This is a genomic window from Paenibacillus sp. FSL R5-0923 (assembly GCF_038009145.1).
Classification (GTDB): domain Bacteria; phylum Bacillota; class Bacilli; order Paenibacillales; family Paenibacillaceae; genus Paenibacillus_AQ.
This window is the reverse complement of the sequence record NZ_JBBPAT010000001.1, coordinates 4501822-4522712: the sequence shown is the minus strand read 5'-3', so window position 1 is coordinate 4522712 and position 20891 is coordinate 4501822. Positions and strand designations below refer to the sequence as shown.

Genomic DNA, 20891 nt, shown 5'->3' with positions numbered 1-20891 from the left:
AAGTTGAGGTCATCACCTATGAATGAAAAATTTACAGATTACGCCGATACAGGATATTCGATCGCTGAGCAGAAGGCAGCTCAGTATTTTACATCTCTTCGTGAACAATTCAAAGAAAAAACTTATGTGTCCACCTTGATTGAAGATTTTCAATTGTGGAAGAAGAACCATATTCATCGCCGTTCATGGTTGTCCTTTTTATCAAGAGGCAAGAGGAAACCAGATTCTCAGGATTATCATAGATATCTAGGATGGCTGAATCAGACTGGTAAATTGGATGATTATTTGGATCGAAGTGTTTCCTATCTTTATATGAGAGATCTGGGGCAAGCTTTGGATTCGCCGAATACACAGCTCCGGATTAAGCGTATGGTTGCCGATATTAGAAATCAGATGATTCTTCCAGGTTCCACAAGTTCGGAGGATCAGTCAGATTTCATGAATTTCACCGGGATTTACCGTTGGGCTCAGAAGGAAGGCGTTGAAACGGCCACGATTTGGGTGATAGACAAACTTAAGCTGGTATCAGCACATCTTCCGAAGGAAATGAATCCCGAGCAAGCACAGCGTAAATTAATCAAGATCATTATTGGGGTGATTCTCCATGTGATGGAAGAGATGGACGATGACGTACCACCTGTGGAGCGATCCAAGAGGATTGGTGAAGCCATTAGACTTGGTTTTTCATATGGCCTAACTTATCCATTCATTGATGATCTCCTTGATTCCAGTGTCTTAACCGACCAAGAGAAAGAACAGTATTCTCATATGATACGCACTGCGATCCTTAATAGAGTTGTACCGGAATTGGGTGAATGGTCCGGAGAGAACATGCCGTTCATTCGATTTGTACATTCGGAGCTCAAGGAGGCTTTTGAGTATATTAGAGGGTATCAGCGGGAAGAAATGCAGGATGCATTTTTCGAGCAGTCTTTTGTATTTTTCCATTCTCAGGAATTGGATCGTATGAAGGATCTTTCTAACTCTGAATACAGCAATGAAGAGCTTTTCATACCCATCATTTTAAAATCCTCTTCTTCCCGTTTAATTGTCCGATCCGTAATTAGTGCTCCAGCAGATGACGGATTTGATCAACGTACCTTTTTCTATGGGTTATATAATCAGCTGGCTGATGATTTTGCGGATATGTTTGACGATATGAAAGCGGGAGCGGTAACCCCCTATACTTATTATTTAAAATACCGTAGTCAACGTACAGATCTGATCAATCCTTTTGAATTATACTGGACGGTCATTTCCCATTTAATACACACTGTGTATCGCTCTGATCCTAAAACCCGTGAAGTAATATTAGATCGCGCCATTAATGGACTCAAGCGATGTAAAGAACGTGTAGGAAATGAGAAGTATAAAGAGATCATGGAGATTTTTGCTTCTGGTCAACCAGCATTTAATCGGCTTGTCCAGCAGATGGTGCAGAAAGCGGACGATGTGGATTTTTTCGATAAACTGCTTCGGGATCAGTTGCTTTTGAATCTAAAAAACAGCAAGAAGGAAAAAGTGGAATTTCGAGATACGATCCAAAAGGTTCGCGATCAAATCAATAAACAATTGCTGATAGCCAAGCCAGACGGGACGCCAGAAATGAAAGAGTTGCTTATTGATGCGGCTAATTATAGTCTAGCAGGCGACGGCAAGCGGATAAGACCTATATTGACTTGGGTCATGGGTGTTAACGAATATGGTCTAGATGCATCCGCAATTGTGCCGCTTCTAAGATCTTTGGAATATATGCATACCGCTTCTCTAATCTTCGATGATCTTCCATCCCAGGATAATGCTTCAACCCGAAGAGGTCGTGCAACTCTACACGAAATGTATACTAGTTCAACGGCGGAATTAACCGGACTATTTCTGATTCAGAAGTCGATCGAGGAACAGGCGTCACTTCATTCTTTTGATGCAAAAGCGGTGCTAGCCTTGATGCAATATTCAGCCCAAAAAGCAGAAGATACATGTATGGGTCAGGCAATGGATCTGAATTCTAAGGGAAAAGCATTGACGCTAGAGCAATTAAATATGATTTGCTTTTATAAGACCGGAATTGCATTTGAAGCTTCACTAGTGATGCCAGCGATTCTGGCTCAGGTTAAGAAAACTGAAGTTCTGGCTTTGAAAAAATTTGCCTATCATGCGGGGATTGCCTTTCAGATTAAAGATGATTTGCTCGATTTGGAAGGAGATCATCATTTACTAGGTAAGCCGATAGGTCAGGATGTGGAGAATAACAATTCAACGTTTGTATCTATCCTTGGTGCTGACGGCGCAAGAAAAGAGATGTGGGAACACTACTGTCTCGCTATGGAAGCGTTAAAGGAGATCCCTCGTAATATTGCTTTTCTGAAGCATTTATTGAATTACATGATTAATCGAAATCGATAATTGATTCTAAAGTGTTGGCATTATTGCCAGCGCTTTTTTATATTTTTTGCAGATTATTAGTTCTTTTTTTTGTAATTGAATTTTATTGTTTATAATCGAAAATACGTGTATGATGAAGTTGAAAATAGATAAAGGAGGTGTAACTTGTGAAGTTAGGAATTTTCTCAAAAGTATACTTGAACTATGAACTGGAGAGCGCCTTACACAAAATCAAAGCGCAAGGCATGAGTAGCGTTCAATTCAATTTTGCTAATGTAGGACTGGAAAGCTTGCCTAAAGAGATTAGTCAGGAGACCATCCATCAAATCAGAGAAGCAGTAATGAACAGTGGAGTTAGCATTGCTGTGATCTCAGGAACGTTTAATACGTTAGAGCTAAATGAGGAGAAGAAAGTTAAAAATCAGCAGTGTTTTAAAAATGTAGTTGAGGCTGCAGCTGCATTAGCTGTTCCGTATGTTTCGATTTCTACGGGTAGTTTGAACCAAGAAGATTTCTGGAGTTCTCATCCTGACAATCATACAGTGAGGGCATGGTCACTATTGCATGAAAGTCTTGCGTGGATGCTGAAAATTGCAGAAGACAACCAAGTAACGTTAATATTTGAACCTGAACAAGCCAATGTGGTGAGTACGGCAGAAGATGCTTTGAGACTATTACAAGATCTAGACACACCCTATCTTAAGGTTTTGTATGATGCAGCAAATCTAGTAACCCCACAGGATCATAAGGACCTCTTAGGTAAGATTTCAAAAACGCTAACAGCGCTGAAGGAGCACATTGCCATTGCGCATTGCAAAGATGCTTTTGTAACCGAAGAGAAGATCACTTTTGCACCGGTGGGTAAAGGAAACTTGCCCTTAAAGGAATATCTAAATGAATTAAGTAAGGTTTATGACGGTCCTGTTATTATGCATGGGTTAGCTGAGGGCGATGTAGAACATGCTTTGAATTACTTTAACTAGAATAGGAGGACATGAATATGAAAAAGGAAAACCAATTGTTGAACATCGGCGTATTAGGTTGCGGTCAGATTTCACAAGCGGCGCATTTTGACTCTATAAGGCGTTCACGTAATGCTCACCTTTACGCAATATGCGATGTAGACGAATACTTACTTCGAAGAATGAATGCTATCTATGAACCTGACAAGGTATATATGGATTATGATCAAATGCTGGCGGACCCGAGCGTAGATGCTGTAGTTATTGGGATTGCCGATCAATTTCATGTGGAGGCAGCTAAACAAGCCGTGCGTGCAGGTAAACATGTCTTGGTAGAAAAGCCTCTAGGTGTATCCATCGAAGAAGTGGAAGAATTAAAAGAGCTTGTGGATCGTACCGATCTCAAAGTGCAAGTGGGGAATATGAAAAGATTTGACCCCGGTATAGTAGCAGCTAAAGAGTTTGTGGATCATGAAATGGGTGAGATTATTGGCCTAAAAGCTTGGTATTGTGATTCTACCTATCGATATACCGTTACTGAGAATGTTCAGCCAGTGATTATATCCGGTGAAAATATAAAGAGACCTGCTGGAGATCCAAAAGCGAACAAGGAACGCTATTATATTTTAGGTCATGGAAGCCATTTGTTCGATACCGCAAGATATCTAGGTGGAAATATTGTAAGTTTGAAAGCATGGAATACGCAAAAATTCGGTGCCTATTGTTGGTTTATTACTGCAGAGTTTGAAAGCGGCTTTGTAGCTCAATTGGATTTGACCATTGCGGTTCGGATGGATTGGCATGAAGGATTCCAAATTTATGGTGAATTCGGATCAGTAGTAGGAAAGACATACAACCCGTGGACATTAAAATCAAGCGATGTAGAAATTTTCAAAGCTAGTGATAACAGCTACCATAGACCGCTTGGAGCAGATGGTCATTTTTATAGATTGCAGATTGAAGGTTTTGCAGATTCAATTCTGCATAATAAGCCAGGTGTAGGTGCAACGATTGAAGATGGGATTGCTACGATGAAAGCGATGCTCGCTGTTGAAGAATCGGTGAAGACCGGAAATACGATTTATCTAAGTGATGTTTCTGGTCCTTTGTAAAGGAGGGGAGAATATGCCTTACTTTACCTACGAGCACATTCGATTTTATTATGAAGATGATGGAGGGGATGGAGAGCCTTTTATTTTTCTTCATGGTTTGGGTGGTGACGTTAATCAAACTTTCGGTTTAATGAAGCAAACAGATCACATACGAAGGATCTCACTAGATTTTAGAGGTCATGGAAATACTGTGGCGTTTGGACATGCGGATGACTTTTCTTTTAAACAATTCGCCGAAGATGTGATGGCTTTAACGAAACACCTTCATATCCGTTCATTTAATATTGGAGGGATTTCCACAGGTGCTGGAGTGTCGCTTCATTTGGCATTGAGGTACCCGGGTAGCGTTAAGAAGCTTATTTTGTCACGTCCAGCCTGGAAGGATAAGCCGCAAGAGGTGTTGATTCGTGAAGCCTACGCCAAAGTTCATGATGTACTGCAGGATACAGATCCTCTGACCGCTCAATATAGATACGAAAATTCAGAGGTCTATAAATCCATAAATTCAATATCTACTTATGCGGGTGAATCCCTATTAGGGCAGTTTAAATATCCTTATGTAAAAGAAACCTCGATGAAGTTTGTGAAGCTGCCAATGGATTGTCCTAATCAGGATCGTGAGGCTTGGAAGACCTTAAAGCTGCCCACATTGATCCTTGCTAGTCAACTTGATCCTATTCATCCATACGCCTACGGACGATTACTCTCAGAATATATCCCAAACGCTCAATTTATTGAGATTACTTCGAAAACGATCAGTAATAAGCAACATAATCAAGATTCTTATGAGGCTATTGAGAACTTTTTAAATGAAAGATGAGCACAAGCTTCAAAGGTGTTCATCTTTTTTTGTACAAATTTAGAAAGTATCTATACTGTAATTACGTTAACGCCGAGTTTGTTATATGTATCAACAATTTTATTGTCTACTGTACCTTCAGTGATTAAATAGTCTAACGCGGATACCTTGGCTACAAAAAAAGTGGATATTTTCTCCAGCTTTTCTTTCGTAGCTATGGCGATAACCATGGAAGATTGTTCAAAAAGTTGATTCTTAATGATGGATTCCTCATAAGAGGGAACAGTTATGCCCACCTTTGAATCCAGCGTGGATACGCCAAGGATTGTTAGATCCAAATGGATTTGCTGTATCGCTCTAAGCGTTGCGGCTCCGAATAACACTTGGTTCTTTTTATCGAGGTCTCCACCTAACAAGGTTATACTAGCTTTGGACAACCGGCACAACGATAACGCAATTGAGGGGGAATTGGTAATAATTCTTCCATCAAAATGCTCAGGGATGTTCTCAGCTACTTTTAAATTTGTGGACCCGCCATCAATAAAAATAACCTTTGCATTCTCAATAAGCGTGCAAGCTCGTTTAGCTAAGTCAGCTTTGGTCTGGCTATTAAATTCTACACGTGAATTGAAATCTTTCATGTCATTAATAAGGCTATGAGCACCACCATGAATTCGTTTGAGAAGCCCCAGCTTCGACAAGCTTTGTAAATCTTTTCGTATGGTATCTTCTGTTACATTTAATTCCTGTGTTAATTCTTGGACAACGACGCGGCCTTCGGTCTCTACTTTTTTTAGGATATACGCCTGTCTGTCAGCTTTTAGCACTGATCCACCTCTTTTCATAAAATGCTCTAAAGGTTGTACTTAACGTTACTATTTTACTACATATGAAATGAATTTGAAAAAAATCAATCGTTTTTACGTTCAACTCCGTCTTACTTATAGATATATGAGGTGGATGCATCTTCCTGATAGAAGATAGAGGGGGTGGTGGAAGGTGGAAAACACAATGGATGAAGTCAGAATGGTAGATTTTGCGCAAATGGATGAAGAAGCTTTTTTTAGTCGTTTGTATGTGGAGCATCGAAAAATGTACGCTATTGCCTACAGTTATCTGCGAACAGAGGCAGACACGCTGGAAGTGATCCAAGAAGCGTCATGCAGGGCATGGATGAAACGTAAAAAATTAAAGGATGAACAGTCCTTCACACCTTGGCTGATCCGAATAACGATTAATTGCTGCATGGATGAGCTACGGCGCAAAAAGCGTGTGATTGTAGCGGAGAAGATGGTGGAGGAAGAGGCACAGGAAATGAAGAGTAATGACCGAATTGATCTGGAGCGTGCGATGAATCGGATAAAACCTAAATACCGGCATGTTGTAACGCTTAAATACTACCATGACATGACCACTGTCGAAATTGCCAAAGTGTTAAAAAGGCCAGAAGGTACGATTAAGACTTGGCTGCGCGAAGGACTCAAACAGCTTCGAAGTTATCTATAGCGATATTGGAGGTGAATGGAATGACAGAAAAAGAAGAACGTATTCTACGTAAGAACGTCGATGAAGTGCAACAGAATGTCGAAACAATACAGGAGATGAAAATCTACAACGCTATGAAAAAGGGAATTGTGGAAGGGAAGAAGCGAGAAAAACGACGCATCTATACTACAGGTATGGGCGTGGTTGCAGCTGCAGTGGTTGCGTTACTGTTTACATACTCAACAATCGGATTACCGAATAAGGGAGTGGCACAACCTTCAGTACAATCAGCAAGCACTAAAAACACGGATAATTTCAAAGCTTATCGCTCGTTCTCAAGGTTAGAGCCTGCATTAGCCAGTGCCCTTGAGCAGAATCTCGTTGTGCCGGTCGGTCAAAGTGCGGAAAACAAGGGTTACCGAATAGATGTGACAGGTGCAGTTACAGATGGACGGAAGGTTTATGTTTTATACAGTGTTCAGAACAATACGGACGAAGTAGTTATACACGCAGATTTTGAGCTTCAATTTGAAGGGATACAGGAGTCGCCTCTTCACAAAGGCGCATCATTAAGTATGCTCGCTAGTGAGAGCCGAATTCAACCCGGACAGTCTATGGATTTTATATACTCCACTAATCTTTCACCATCGGTTAAATATCCAAAGAAAGTCAACTATAATATAATTCTTACCGAAACTTCAGATAAGGCTCTCCTATCCAGTAGTAATAAGTATCGGACTAGTCTAGATGTTGCTTTCGAGCTTGACCCTGACATGCTTAAAGCACAGGAACGTATGCTGGATACAGACGGAACACTGACAGTGGACGGGCAAAAGATTAGAGTGAATCAAGTGCAGTATACTCCGCTTAGCACCTATGTGGATCTGGAATATAATCAGAATAATGATAAACAGATTTTTCAATTAATTAATCCAGTACTGATTAGTAAAAAAGGGGACACAGTTGAGAAGTTGTATTACCCCGATATCATCAATTCTGACAATTCTGAAGTCTATACGGACAACTCCATGTTCACGTTAGTGTTCAAGAATAGTAAGGGCAGCCAGCAGTCGGATTCTGTGACGTTGAAAGCATTCGGAATTTCGGCTGTCGAAAAGGATCAAATGAAAATTGTCGTGGATCTTAACAAATATCAGCTTATTGAAGCGCCCGGAACTGGACTTGAGTTAGTCACGCCAACGCCAGAGAATAACGTAGAGGAAGGAGAAATCCTCCTAAGACGTAATATTGAGAATGCTCAATATTTAGAAGGCTCTACTAGACTTGCTGAGACTTTTACTGACGCAAAAGGGAAGGTATATAATAGAGCACCTTCCACAAGCAGCTTCAGCAGCTATACGACTTCTAAGGATGGCTCAGCTGTGAACGAGTTTGGATATAATTTTGGCGCGGAAGCGAAGAACTATCCTCAGCCATTAACGATAACGTTAGAGAAATATACAAATCCAATTATGGATACGCAGGCTGTGGAGTTGTACTCGAAGAATTAGAAAGCAATGAATGATTAAACAAAAGATTGAATTTTATATTAACTCTTTTAGCCGTTGATAATTCTATCAACGGTTTTTCTGTGACCCCACATCTTCATTTTTTGAAATTTAAGAAATACTTAATATATACCATACTTCTTTTTAAAAAGTTTTACTTATTCTAAGTACATGAAGGAGGTTACTGAAAGAATGATAAACCCAATTATGAAGAAATGGCTCCGAAAGGATGTCTCAGCGGCAATAATGTTCCTGGCACCAAGCGGTATCGGATTCGCGATGTTTTACCTTATACCGTTTGTTATGGGAGTATTCTATTCTTTTATGGATAGCACGATAGAGGGCCACTTTGTAGGGTTTGATAATTACCGAGAGCTGCTAGATAGCGATTCTTTCCGTAAAGCAGCATCTAATACATTTTATTTTAGCGTGATAAGTGTTCCACTAATGCTTGTGCTTTCGTTAGGATTAGCAATGCTATTGAATAAAAATACATATCTTCGGAATTGGCTGAGGACTGGATACGTGTTGCCGCTTGTCGTACCTGTCGCCTCTATCATTCTGATCTGGCAGATGCTCTTCGATTGGAATGGCTCGCTTAACGCCTGGCTGAACAACTTCGGTATCGATCGTGTGGATTGGATGAAGACGGATGCAGCTAGAAATGTAATCATTGTTGTTTATTTATGGAAGAACATCGGTTATAACGTGATTTTATTCTTGGCGGGATTGCAGCAAATTCCGAAGGATTATTATGAAACGGCTCAAATTGAAGGTGCTGGACGATTACGGCAGTTTCGCAGTATTACGCTTGTCTATCTAACCTCTTCGATGTTTTTTGTAATCATCATGTCGATTATTAATTCATTCAAAGTGTTTCGAGAAACGTATTTAATCGCTGGTGATTATCCGCACGACAGCATTTACATGCTGCAGCATTATATGAACAATATGTTCATGTCGCTCGATGTTCAGAAGCTGACTGCCGCGGCGACCTTGATGTTTGGTTGTATTTTATTGATTGTGTTGGGATTGTTTGCATTTGAACGGAGGCATAGACAATTCATGGAATAGGGGTGAAAAGGTTGTGCCAGTTGTCAAAGTGTTGCGAAAAGGGGCATTAACACTCGTCATGGCTGTTATTGCAGTCTTGTTATTATTCCCGATTGTGATCACATTCACAAATTCGCTTATGACAGAGAAAGAAATTGAGATCAATTATGGACCTATCGGGCAGATGAATGAGGTGATTGAAGGGAGAGAAGATCCTTTTGTAAATTTAAAATTGCTGCCGGATCAAGTGTCCTTGGACCAGTATACTAAGGTTCTCCTAGACAACCCTAAATATCTGACGATGTTCTGGAACTCAGTATTCATGGTTGTGCCCATCATTGCAGGACAAACATTAGTAGCAGCACTCGCTGCCTATGCATTCTCGAAGCTGAAATTCCGGGGACGAGATCCTTTGTTTCTTATTTATGTCCTAACGATGCTTATGCCTTTCCAAGTGACGCTAGTACCGAACTATATTATGGCGGATAGGCTAGGAATATTAAATAGTTCATATGCAATTATATTGCCTGGAATTTTCGCAGCTTTTGGTGTGTTTATGCTCAGACAGTTCATGCTAGATATACCGTATGCGTATATCGAAGCAAGCAAAATGGATGGTGCTGGACATTTTCTGATTTTCTACAAGATTATTATTCCGATGATTAAACCTGGCCTGGCAGCACTCGTCATATTATTGTTCGTTGATTATTGGAATATGGTGGAGCAGCCGCTTATTTTTCTTGATGATCCGTTTAAGCAGCCATTGTCAGTCTTTTTATCGAGGATCAATGAAGGCGAGCGAGGCATTGCTTTTGCTGCATCCATACTTTATATGGCTCCGATGGTGATGCTATTTCTGTATGCGGAATCGTATTTTATTGAAGGTGTTCAATTGTCTGGTATCAAAGGTTGATTGGAGGAGAATGACGGGATATGGAGTTAGGTATAGAGCCGACTGATCGTAGACGTAAACGAAATATTCAAGTCGTCTTCATGGTTTTTATGGGATTATTGTTGTTTTTTACATTGTTCAGTAACACAATACAAACTTTGACCTTGCCGAAAGTTAGAACCGAAAAACCAACAAAGGGAAATCTTTTATTTACGATTGAAGGTAGTGGGATATTGCAGCCACTTGCTGAAGTTAGACTTTCGAATACTTCCGGACTGAAGGTCGAACAAATTCTTGTGAAAGAAGGACAACGTGTAAAGAAGGGACAAAAACTTATTATCTATGAGAGCAAAACTGTTGAGCAAGAATTGAAAGACGAAATAACAAATTTAGAAAAGCAGAAAATTGATCAACAGAATAGGCAAGATCAGTACATCCAATCCGCGCTGGAGGAGGATGAATTCAAAATCAGAAATACAAGACGTGATATCGAAAAAGGGAAGTTAGATATCTTAGCTCAGGAGAATAAGATTAGCGGACTAAAAAATCGTCTAACAAGCGAAAAACAACTACTGTCTCCGTTCGATGGTCTGATTTCAAAATTAAATGCCGTCGAAGGGTTAATTTCAATGGGAGAACCGGATGTGATTGTATCGAACAGCAGTCGGGGTTACAGATTGGATATTATCGTGGATTCCGTGCATTTGTCAAATTTAGGGATTTCTGCTGGAGAAAAGATAGAGGTCGAGGTTGATATGAATCATGGACAAGAAGCACGGACCCTAAGCGGCTCCATCGAAGAAGTTGCGAATTCAGAGTCACGTACTGATAGCCCCTCTAGTAATGAGTCCGGGAAGACTCAAACCATTCCTCAAAAGAATTTGAGAATAAAAGTCGTTGATCCAGAACTTAAAGGAGGTGAACAGGCTCAGATCAAAATCGAAAAACATTCACTCCAAGAGGGATTACTCCTATCCAATGAAGCTATTCATGAGGATCGCGAAGGTTTGTTTGTCTATAAAGTTGACGAGCAGCGGGGGGCATTAGGCAATGTCTTTGTCGCTCAAAAAGTTCGTATTCACTCCAGTGAAAAAAACGAGAAAGAAACAATGATTCAATCGGATTTTCTCTATGAGGAGGATTCAATTATTCTGGAAAGTAGTGAACCTCTTGAAGACGGGAACCGAGTTCGACTGCAATAAGAATTCAAATAAACGAGCAAATAGTAGGAGGAAATCAAATGTTTAAAAGGTCTATTTTTGTACTATTAATGGGTGCTTTGATAATGACAACGGCATGTAATTCCGGAGGTAATGAGAAAGTGGAAAGTAAGGGGAAAACGACAACTGAAGAGGGGAAGACAATCTTGACTCTATCTCTAGCAGAATCGAGTGCATTCTATCAGGCGCTAGAGAAAAAGTTTGAAGCGAAATACCCGGATATCGACCTACAAATTAAGGCATATAAAGAAGTGGGAAATGAGTGGGGGGAGAATGGTTATGTAGAATATAAAAAAACAACGAATACAGCCCTACTCTCCGGAAAAGGTGCAGATATTTTTGATGTAAGCGCCTTTTCAATCAATGATTATGTGAGTAAAAAGTTGCTTGTGAACATGAATGATATATTTGAACACGATAAAACGGTAAATAAGAGTGATTTAGAAATGAATGTTTTGGACGCAATGAAGGTAAACGACGGCCTATATTTCATTCCTACCGGGTTCGCTTTTAGAGCGTTCATAGGTGATGGGAATATGATTAAGAACTCAAATGTGAAGATTGACGATAAGAATTGGACTTGGAAAGAGTTTGGGGAACAATCGAAGGAAATTATACAACAGGCTGGGAAGGACGCTAAAAACAAACTTTATGCCTTAACGGAGTACCCAGCGGAAATGACACTCCAAGAAATGGCTATTGATAATTATAATTTGTTTGTTGATAGTGAAGCGAAACAAGCGAAATTCGACTCGCCTGATTTTGTGGAGCTGTTGGAACAAGTCAAGAAAATGTATAAAGAACAAGTTATGACTTCGGAGCCAGCGGAGATAGGTAATCAGCTTTTTAACTCCATCGTTATATGGTCACCAACAGACTTTATCGATGGTCCATATTCTTACTTTGAAAATCCGGTGTACCTTCAAAAGCCACATGCAGGTCAGACTGGTGGTATGAGAATCATTCCTTCATCATCGCTCGCCATACAAGCCAATACTCCGGTGAAAGAAGAAGCTTATAAGTTTATGACCTTCTTGTTATCTGAAGAAGCACAGTCCTTGCAAGATAGAGAAGGATTCTCTCTGCTCCAATCAGTGAACGATAAGAATTTAAACGATGTTCAGGAAAAGGTGGAAAGTGGAGCATATAAGCTTCCAACCGGAAAAGCGGCTAAGGTTTCTGATGAAGAATTTACTAAGTTTAAAGAAATCATTCATACGGTAGATCAATATGCGGAACTGGATACTAAAGTGCTTTCTATTATTGGGGAGGAGTCCTCATCATTCTTCAGTGGACAAAAATCTGCGGAAGATGTTGCAAAGCTGATCCAGAATCGAGTAGCAACCGTTCTAAACGAATAGAAGTATTGAACAGGATTTTGTATAAGGAGGGAGACTCATGCACAAACCACTAAAGACATACGCTGTAGTTCTGCTCAGTGCAATGATGTTAAGCCAACCTCTTGCAAACAGCATTTACGCAGCACCGACAAGTGCTTCAACTGCAGCGGTATTCACTCTTGACAAACTTGGGTCGATCGCTTTAAAAAACAATGTCAACGTGAAGCTAATAGATATGGATATTTTAGAGCAACCGAGCGGTAATATACTTATATACACACTTAGTTATAGCAATAGTAGTACCAATAGTGTAGCTCACGTAGATTATTTCTCAAGGGTTACTACAACTGGGGGGACAGTCATACAAGGTAAACCTGTCACGAGAGATGTTACTAAAAAAAATATTCCTTCAATGAGTAGTCAAATTGTAACTTACTACGTGAATATTGGAGAGTCTACAAAATTAAACGGCACCAAAGTGACCCTATTGAAGTGGGATTTCAGTAGCCAGGATTATCAGAAAAAGCTAGGCGAATTCGCCATTCCGGCAAGTTACTCAGTTGTCGTTCCTCAAGGCCAGAGCAAGAAGCTCACGCTGGATAATCTGCAAGTTGATATCAAAGCGGAAAGTATGCAAAGGCTTAAAAGGAATGGAAAAGTCTATATGAGAGTTGGCGTTAGTTACACGAATTTGGGTAAAAAAGTGCTAAGCAATTCTACTTATATTGCGTACCTGAGATCAGCTGGTGGTTCGGTGTTCGAACTTAAGCAGGAGGATGCTAGCAGCAGTTTCGATGTACAGTCCCAAGAAAAGAAGACGATTTATTATTTAACTGAAGTTCCTTCCTATATGAAGACTGAACATATGATCTTGCAATTTGCACAAGAAGATGAAGCTTTGAAAATAATGCTACCTGTTAAATCTTTTAAGCTTCCTTCAGTAACAACTTCTGACTTCGCTGTGGCTAATTATGCTGTGAAAAAGATTTCTATCAAGAATAACACGGTTGAAACACAATTGAAGAGTGCTTCCGTATATTCGGAAAATGACTTTGCGAAATGGAATCTTCAATTCCGCCTAAAGAATCTTGGGAATAAACCTGTCACGCTACCTGCATATGAGCTTACGGTTAAAGCTGCTGAAGGATTAAGTATTCCGGTAGATTCAAAAGCACTTGCGAATGTAATATTGAAACCACTTGAAGAAAAGATCGTCAGTCTCAGTGCGGATGTGCCATTAACACTTAATCAAGGTACGTTAAAGCTGGAGTGGACGGAACCCGCTGTTGATGACAAGATTGTTTTTCCAACTGCGTTGTATAACATTCCGTATGCTCTAGAATATAATAATCTGATGGGACAAGAGTATATGGTCGAGAACAGGTACGGGAAGTTCATGGTGAAGCTTGGATCCTATCAGCGGTTGCCTTGGGATGATGGTGATCAAATCGTAACTAATATCAGCATCCGGAACACAGGCTTAACCTCAGTACAGCTACCTTCTTTAAAAGCTATAGTCAAAGCAGGAATGAGTGATCTGAGCAGTACAGCCCAGATCGTGACCACAAATTCGCAAACGTCACTAGCTCCTAATGAAGCAAAAGAGATATTTGTGATAGCGAAAGTGTCATATTCTTATAGCTTCAATCAGCTGAAAATTGTACTACAAGATACCTCTGGAGATGAAGTCACGAAGTTTCTCTCCATGTATTCAAACTCGCTAAATAATGTGATCCATACGATTGCTGCAGGTGAATCTCATCATATGAATTCGTTAGGCAAAAAAGCAGAAGTCCGTGAGCGTCGGACAACCACATATAATTCTAACAAATCTAATTTGATCTATACGGAACTGGAAATGATTAGCGAAGAACCACGCCAGTCGAAACAGGCACAGCTGGTAGCTTATTACAAAACACCTGATAACCAATTTTTCAACGCGATGGTTAGCCAATCGACAACGCCAACTAGCCCAAATGGTAAAAAATTGGTTACCATCTGGAGTAAGCTTCCCCAAGGTGTGGATACCTCTCAGCTTGTGCTATATATTGGAGAAGGGGTTGCTGACGGTAAGCTTACAGATCTAGGGGGGACATCAACTGGATTTATCAATAGTGTTAAATTAGCACTTACCCCTAAAGCAGTAATCTCACAGAATAATCTAATAAGTGTTGATCTATTCCCTTACAACCTTTCGGTTGCAAATGCAGTGGGTTACATTACTGAAGAAAGGGACACATTAGATATAGCTGTAAATTATAGCTTATCCGAACAAGAGGATTTTGAAGCAGGTGCCTATGAGCATAAGTTAGTCTTAGAGCTTATTGACCCTTACGGACAATCTATGGAGAAGACTTTGGTAATGGGGACTGATTTGCCAATGGGCAAAAATAAGTCATACACAACTTCATTTAATAGTAACCTTTACAATAAATTAAGGGGAGGAAGCTTCCGTATAAATTTATATGATGAATTTCAGGGTCATAGGATGTTGTTAGGGAGTCAGTCTTACCCGTTAAATTACGTTTTATCGGAACCGAGAACAACTAAAAACATTGACAATTAAAATTGTAGTGAGCTGGGTTAAGAACCAAGTCAAATGTGTTGGCATAATTGCCAGCACTTTTTTTATTTCTCGCCTATACTTATGAACTTTTTATGGAAATTCCTTCAATGTATGTTCTTTACATTGACTGTTCTCAGTCTTTTCGTTAAGATTACCTCTGCGCTTCAATGCCAAAAAGCAAAAAAGCTTAAAAGTGCGGAAGCGTTCGATCATTATTTTTATACCCAATACAATGTTAAGGAGCATTATTTTCATGGAACGACAGCTTAGTTTCTCAAAAAGCATGATCATCATCGTTTTTATTTTAGCACTTCTATTTGTATCCATCTTTCTATTGAAAGCGGAGCCGCATCTACCGCTTCTCGTAACTACAATAGGCACGGCCGTCTTACTAGGAATGTTTGGTTTCTCTTGGAAGAAGATCGAATCAGCAATTATTCAAGGGATACAAACGGCCATAATGCCAATTCTTATCCTCATGCTGATTGGAATTCTGATCGCTGTGTGGATGATGAGCGGTACAGTACCGTCGCTTTTATATTATGGTATGGATTATATTAATCCGAATTATTTTGCGGTGAGCGCATTATATGTCACGATCATCGTCTCGATGTTCACTGGAAGCTCCTTCACGACAGTAAGCACCATCGGCGTTGCTTTAATGGGAATTGCAGTAACTACGGGGATTTCCCCAACTTTGGCTGCTGGAGCAATTATCAGTGGGGCTTGTTTTGGTGATAAAATGTCGCCACTTTCCGATACAACGAATTTTGCACCTGCAGTAGCGGGTATATCCTTGTTTACACATATTCGTAATATGGCATACACTACGGTGCCGGCGCTTGTTATCACCACTCTCTTTTTTCTGTTCGCTCCAAAGGGGAATTCGATCGACTTATCCTCGATTAAAGACATTAAGCTTGCGTTACAAGATGGATTCCATATTCATTGGTTAACGCTGCTATCTCCGCTAGCTGTCATCGCTTGTTCGATCAAGCGGATACCGATCCTGCCTACGTTAGTTGTTGGTATTGTCAGTGGTCTTCTTGTGACGGCTTTGATTCAGCAGCAGACTGAAATCGATGTCTGGTTTAGTGTAATGCAGAGTGGATATAACAGTAATATCGCGAATGAAATGGTTGCTTCTATCGTGAACCGCGGAGGAATGCAATCGATGATGTGGTCTGTATCTCTAATCTTAATTGCCTTATCCTTAGGTGGTTTGATTCAGCATTGCGGTGTCATTGAGGCCTTTTTCCGTAAACTCATTCAACCACTCAAGCGTAAGAGCAGCATTGTACTGATGAGCGGAGCGTCATCCATTGCGGTAAATGGCATGACGGGTGAACAGTATCTTTCGATTCTTTTGCCAGGTCAAATGTTCAAAGATGAATATAATCGCCGTGGCATTCCAGCGAAGACACTGTCCCGTACGCTAGAAGATTGCGGCACTCTCGTTAATCCATTGATTCCATGGGGTGTCAGTGGTGCCTTCTTCGCAGTGACTCTGGGTGTACCCGTGATAGAATATGCGCCGTATGCAACTTTCTTATGGTTAAGTCCATTCATCACGTTTGCTTACGCGTTGATCCCTAGATTACAAAGGAACTCATTGGGTAAAGATTAAGAAATCTCAAGATAATGGACACCTAATGCATTGATTCAACGTATATAAAGAATACTATGCGTTGAGTCAATGTGATCAAGCTAGTGATCTAAGCTTAAAAAGTGGTCAATTTATCGGAGGTAATAACAGTGAGTCGCAGTAAGTTACAGGATAGAATCAAATTAGCTAATGTCGAGACTAAGCACGCAGAACAATTTAATAATCTATTACGTTATGTATTTCAAGTGACCAATCGTGATCTGCAAATCTTTGGCTGGGAGAATCGTGAAATCACTCAGGCTAAGTTGCCAGTTCTTAAGTATGCTGATGTTGTAGGTTGGTTTGATGGAGACAAGCTCATCTCTCAGTTAGCCGTATACCCATTTCAGGTTAATATTTTTGGGCATATCTATGAGATGGGTGGATTAACGGGTGTTGGAACCTATCCCGAATATGCCAATTTAGGTTTAATGAATAAACTGATGCTTCATGCTTTAACTAAAATGCGGGATCGTAAACAATCGATATCTTATCTTTATCCGTATTCAATCCCTTATTATAGAAGAAAAGGCTGGGAAATCATCACTGATAAAATCTCATTTGAAGTTCCGGATACACAGTTGCCAAAAATGAGAAATGTCCCAGGAAATGTGGAACGTGTATCCATTGAACATCCAGATATCAAAGTGATTTATGATCAGTTTGCCGTGCAGCATCATGGGGCGATGATTCGTAATGAGTTAGCTTGGGAAGAATATTTGCGGTGGGATTTAGATGATATGACGGTAGGTATTTATTACAATAACAACGATGAACCCATGGGGTACTTGTTGTATTGGGTCGCCGAAGAAATATTTTATATCAAAGAGATGGTATACATTGTTGAAGAGGCTCGAACGGGCTTGTGGAATTTTATTAGTGCGCACTTTTCAATGATTAAGCTGGTTAAAGGGGATATTTATAAAGGAGAACCGTTGTCATTCATATTAGATGATGGGGATATTAAAGAAACGATCGCTCCATACTTTATGGCACGGATTGTAGATGTCCGTTTATTTATCGAACAGTATCCTTTTAAACGGCAGGACAAAGACTGTGAGCTCATTTTTAACTTAAGCGATCCGATGCTGGAATGGAATCGAGGGACATTTTCACTAACTGTAGATAAAGAAGGGAAGGGGACCTTGCGAAAAGGGGGATTAAATCCTTCACTCACGATTGATATTCCTACCTTAACAACCATGTTAATGGGCTATAAGCGGCCAACCTACCTGGCTCGCATCGGACGTATTCAGACGGATGATGCCACGATTCATTTGCTGGAAGGACTGATTAGACCAGAGCATCCTTATTTCTCTGATTATTTTTAAAATATGTGAACCTTTGAAGCATACTCTAATGAGTGTGCTTTTTTGCTCTTTTTATAGTAGAATAATCTCTCAGCAACACAATATGATATGAGGTGTAAGAATGGCAATTAATTTTACTAAACCAATGATCACTAAATTACAACAAGAAATTACCGAGCTCGAAAACAAAATCAAGAGCACACAGAACAAAAAAGAAAAATCTAAATTCAAAATTAACCAATTAGAACAGGATATGAAATTTAGCAAGTCTCACACAGATTTGAGCAGTAAAATGTCGCGAATCAAAAAGCTGAATGATGAGATAAAAACCTTAAATCGTATGCAAGCTGATCTGTCAAAAGAATTAACCGCAAAGAAAAACTCGCTAAAGAAACTTCAAATGAACGAAACCGCACCTGTTACGAATGATCCTGCAAAAGGATAAATTGATTATAGTTTATAGCATAAACGCTTACCGTCCTTATAAGGACGCCAAAGGCGTTTATGCTTGTTTTATCGGCTCATCCGTTTCTCCTCGTAACAATGAAATCTCATGCTTATAGGGCGGGTTGACATATTTCTTTTCACCGATGGAGGGGGTCTCCAGGAGCTTGGGAATGGTTGTTAGCTGTGGATGGTGGACTACATATCGAAGCGCCTGAAGGCCGATATATCCATGTCCGATATTTTCGTGCCTGTCTTTTCGCGAGCCGATGATATTCTTTGAATCATTTACGTGAATGACCTTTAGGCGCTCTATTCCAATTATGTGATCAAATTGATCCAATATGCCATCAAAATCTTCCTTCACATTATAACCAGCATCGTGGATATGGCAAGTGTCCATACAAATAGACAGGCGCTCATTGTGCGTCACTCCATCAATAATAGCCGCAAGTTCCTCAAATGTAGTTCCGCATTCACTACCTTTTCCAGCCATGGTCTCTAATGAAACCTGAACATTTCGTTTATTGGCTAACACTTCGTTTAAACCTTCTACGATCCGAGAAATTCCGGCCTGTGGACCCGCACCAACATGGGACCCGGGATGAAGGACAATTTGTGTTGAGCCTAAAGCTTCCGTTCTTATAATTTCTGATTGAAGAAACTCAATACTATGTTCAAAGACTTGATTCGATTGCGTATTCCCTAAGTTAACAATAAACGGAGCATGCACAACAATATTTGAAATGCCGTTAGCTCTCATGTGAGCTTGTCCAGCTTCAACATTCAAAGCTTCAATGGGTTTGCGACGTGTATTATGAGGAGCTCCGGTATATATTAGGAAGGTGGTCGCTCCATAAGATGCTGCCTCTTCACTAGCTCGAAGGAGCATTTTTGGTCCAGTCATGGATACATGTGACCCTAGGAGTAAAGTCATCTGGTTCAACGCTTCCTTTCTTCAGAGAAAGAGACCGAAATTTAGTCACTGCATGTCTATTAATATTTGTAGAAGGCCCTAATTATATGTATTTCAGCGCAGGCTAGGTTGTCTCGTCCGTCTATCTCATAAGGGAGACAACCTTACCCACCCAGAATGATCGTTATTCAGCAGCGGTGATCGTCTCGCCTTGGATCGGCTTCAATCCGTTCCCCCACCTAACAGGGATAGAACGAGAGTTGAATAAATCCACTCCGTCAGAGATCTGGAAATGTAAATGGGGCTCACTAGAGTTGCCCGAGTTACCCGTCAGCCCAATGATATCACCTTTTTTGACTTTATCGCCTGGCTTAACTGTAATCGAACCTTTTTTGAGATGTGCTAGATGGCTGAATTCACCACCGTGATCAATGACCACGTTATTGCCGGTTGCCTGGTTTGGATTCATAACACCGACAGGTTCATTATCTTTAATATCATTCATAACCGATACGATTGTACCATCTGCAGGGGCGAAGATTTTTTCCCCAAAGGCATAATAACTTTTGTTTTTTAGCGGATCACCTTTATAAGAATAGTTCTCCTTGGCCTGAATGAAATCATAGGCGTAACGCTGGATCTCTACTTCATAATGATAATTTACGAGAATATTCTCTCCGCCCCAAAATACAAACCAGTCACCTTCGAAAGGCAACGCGTATTCCTGCTTGCTAAGTTTCGAGTCGGTTTCAGGAGAGGATGTCAGTTCTTGAATCTGGATTAATGAAATGGTTCCATCCGGATCAAACATTCCGATAAGCCCTTTATTACCTGCATCACTCACCCAAGTACGTCGATCAAATCCATTAAGCTGCATATCAGAAGCTTTATTCAGTGTCTGGATATCCTTAGTGAATTCCTTAGCGGTCTCAGCTAATTCAGTTTCACTAACCTCATCTTTCAAAGGCTGACTAAAGTGGGCGTACATTTCTTTATAGTTCCCTTTAAGCAGAAAATTTGGCAGATCATCAGGCAGGAACATTGTTTCGTTTGATTCTACAGCTGAATTGGATGTTTGCTCCACTTTCGCATTATTGTTCATATCCGTTTTTCCTCCTCCACAAGCTGTTAATAGTAAGGCAAGTGATCCTATTGCCAAAACTGTTTTTGCTGACATTCCCGGTATGCTGATTATTTTTTTAGAGCTTTTTTTCAAGAATATCGCCTCCCATTAGTCAAATTATAGCAAATGAGTCT

At 40.2% G+C, this 20891-nt stretch carries 17 protein-coding genes; 14 read left to right on the top strand and 3 right to left on the bottom strand.

Annotation, left to right across the window (positions count from 1 at the left end):
* Nucleotides 1–18: 18 nt before the first annotated feature.
* The 4 genes from MKX35_RS20060 (at nucleotide 19) to MKX35_RS20045 (ending at nucleotide 5276) form a co-directional block, all read left to right on the top strand.
* Nucleotides 19–2403, top strand: coding sequence for a polyprenyl synthetase family protein (locus MKX35_RS20060; RefSeq protein ID WP_076299012.1), 2385 nt, complete (start codon nucleotides 19–21; stop codon nucleotides 2401–2403).
* A 146-nt stretch (nucleotides 2404–2549) separates the two neighbouring features.
* Entirely contained in the window at nucleotides 2550–3365 is an 816-nt protein-coding gene (locus MKX35_RS20055) for a sugar phosphate isomerase/epimerase family protein (RefSeq protein WP_076299013.1), read from the top strand.
* A gap of 17 nt (nucleotides 3366–3382) precedes the next feature.
* Complete coding sequence (locus MKX35_RS20050) at nucleotides 3383–4456, top strand: Gfo/Idh/MocA family protein (protein WP_081382806.1); 1074 nt, start codon at nucleotides 3383–3385, stop codon at nucleotides 4454–4456.
* A gap of 13 nt (nucleotides 4457–4469) precedes the next feature.
* On the top strand, nucleotides 4470–5276 hold the full coding sequence (locus MKX35_RS20045; RefSeq protein WP_076299015.1) for an alpha/beta fold hydrolase: 807 nt from the start codon (nucleotides 4470–4472) through the stop codon (nucleotides 5274–5276).
* A 50-nt stretch (nucleotides 5277–5326) separates the two neighbouring features.
* On the opposite strand, the gene MKX35_RS20040 is transcribed toward MKX35_RS20045, so the two are convergent.
* Nucleotides 5327–6082 carry a DeoR/GlpR family DNA-binding transcription regulator gene (locus tag MKX35_RS20040; RefSeq protein WP_076299016.1) on the bottom strand — a complete coding sequence of 252 codons (756 nt, stop codon included), beginning with the start codon at nucleotides 6080–6082 and terminating at the stop codon, nucleotides 5327–5329.
* A 184-nt stretch (nucleotides 6083–6266) separates the two neighbouring features.
* Between MKX35_RS20040 and MKX35_RS20035 the strand changes: the two genes are divergently transcribed.
* From MKX35_RS20035 to MKX35_RS19990, 10 genes are all read left to right on the top strand, one after another.
* Nucleotides 6267–6761 carry an RNA polymerase sigma factor gene (locus tag MKX35_RS20035; RefSeq protein ID WP_076299017.1) on the top strand — a complete coding sequence of 165 codons (495 nt, stop codon included), beginning with the start codon at nucleotides 6267–6269 and terminating at the stop codon, nucleotides 6759–6761.
* Between the two features lie 20 nt (nucleotides 6762–6781).
* A complete protein-coding gene (locus MKX35_RS20030) occupies nucleotides 6782–8251 on the top strand; it encodes a DUF4179 domain-containing protein (RefSeq protein ID WP_076299018.1) in 1470 nt (489 codons plus the stop codon).
* A gap of 204 nt (nucleotides 8252–8455) precedes the next feature.
* The gene (locus MKX35_RS20025) at nucleotides 8456–9322 is read left to right on the top strand and encodes a carbohydrate ABC transporter permease (RefSeq protein WP_076299069.1); all 867 of its coding nucleotides are present in this window, start codon (nucleotides 8456–8458) and stop codon (nucleotides 9320–9322) included.
* 58 nt (nucleotides 9323–9380) lie between these two features.
* The gene (locus tag MKX35_RS20020) at nucleotides 9381–10214 is read left to right on the top strand and encodes a carbohydrate ABC transporter permease (protein WP_179086678.1); all 834 of its coding nucleotides are present in this window, start codon (nucleotides 9381–9383) and stop codon (nucleotides 10212–10214) included.
* Nucleotides 10215–10234: 20 nt separating this feature from the next.
* Nucleotides 10235–11395, top strand: coding sequence for an efflux RND transporter periplasmic adaptor subunit (locus MKX35_RS20015; protein ID WP_076299019.1), 1161 nt, complete (start codon nucleotides 10235–10237; stop codon nucleotides 11393–11395).
* Nucleotides 11396–11433: 38 nt separating this feature from the next.
* Nucleotides 11434–12774, top strand: coding sequence for an ABC transporter substrate-binding protein (locus tag MKX35_RS20010; protein WP_076299020.1), 1341 nt, complete (start codon nucleotides 11434–11436; stop codon nucleotides 12772–12774).
* A 37-nt stretch (nucleotides 12775–12811) separates the two neighbouring features.
* Complete coding sequence (locus MKX35_RS20005; RefSeq protein WP_076299021.1) at nucleotides 12812–15319, top strand: hypothetical protein; 2508 nt, start codon at nucleotides 12812–12814, stop codon at nucleotides 15317–15319.
* 253 nt (nucleotides 15320–15572) lie between these two features.
* Complete coding sequence (nhaC, locus tag MKX35_RS20000) at nucleotides 15573–16946, top strand: Na+/H+ antiporter NhaC (RefSeq protein ID WP_076299022.1); 1374 nt, start codon at nucleotides 15573–15575, stop codon at nucleotides 16944–16946.
* 128 nt (nucleotides 16947–17074) lie between these two features.
* The gene (locus MKX35_RS19995; protein ID WP_076299023.1) at nucleotides 17075–18295 is read left to right on the top strand and encodes a GNAT family N-acetyltransferase; all 1221 of its coding nucleotides are present in this window, start codon (nucleotides 17075–17077) and stop codon (nucleotides 18293–18295) included.
* A 100-nt stretch (nucleotides 18296–18395) separates the two neighbouring features.
* Nucleotides 18396–18719: a hypothetical protein gene (locus MKX35_RS19990; RefSeq protein ID WP_076299024.1), complete on the top strand. Its 324-nt coding sequence runs from the start codon at nucleotides 18396–18398 to the stop codon at nucleotides 18717–18719.
* A gap of 57 nt (nucleotides 18720–18776) precedes the next feature.
* Here the strand turns inward: MKX35_RS19990 and MKX35_RS19985 are convergent, their stop codons facing one another.
* Both MKX35_RS19985 and MKX35_RS19980 read right to left on the bottom strand, forming a co-directional pair.
* Nucleotides 18777–19655 carry a deoxyribonuclease IV gene (locus MKX35_RS19985; RefSeq protein WP_076299025.1) on the bottom strand — a complete coding sequence of 293 codons (879 nt, stop codon included), beginning with the start codon at nucleotides 19653–19655 and terminating at the stop codon, nucleotides 18777–18779.
* Between the two features lie 163 nt (nucleotides 19656–19818).
* A complete protein-coding gene (locus MKX35_RS19980; protein ID WP_143759379.1) occupies nucleotides 19819–20736 on the bottom strand; it encodes a M23 family metallopeptidase in 918 nt (305 codons plus the stop codon).
* Nucleotides 20737–20891 lie beyond the last annotated feature (155 nt).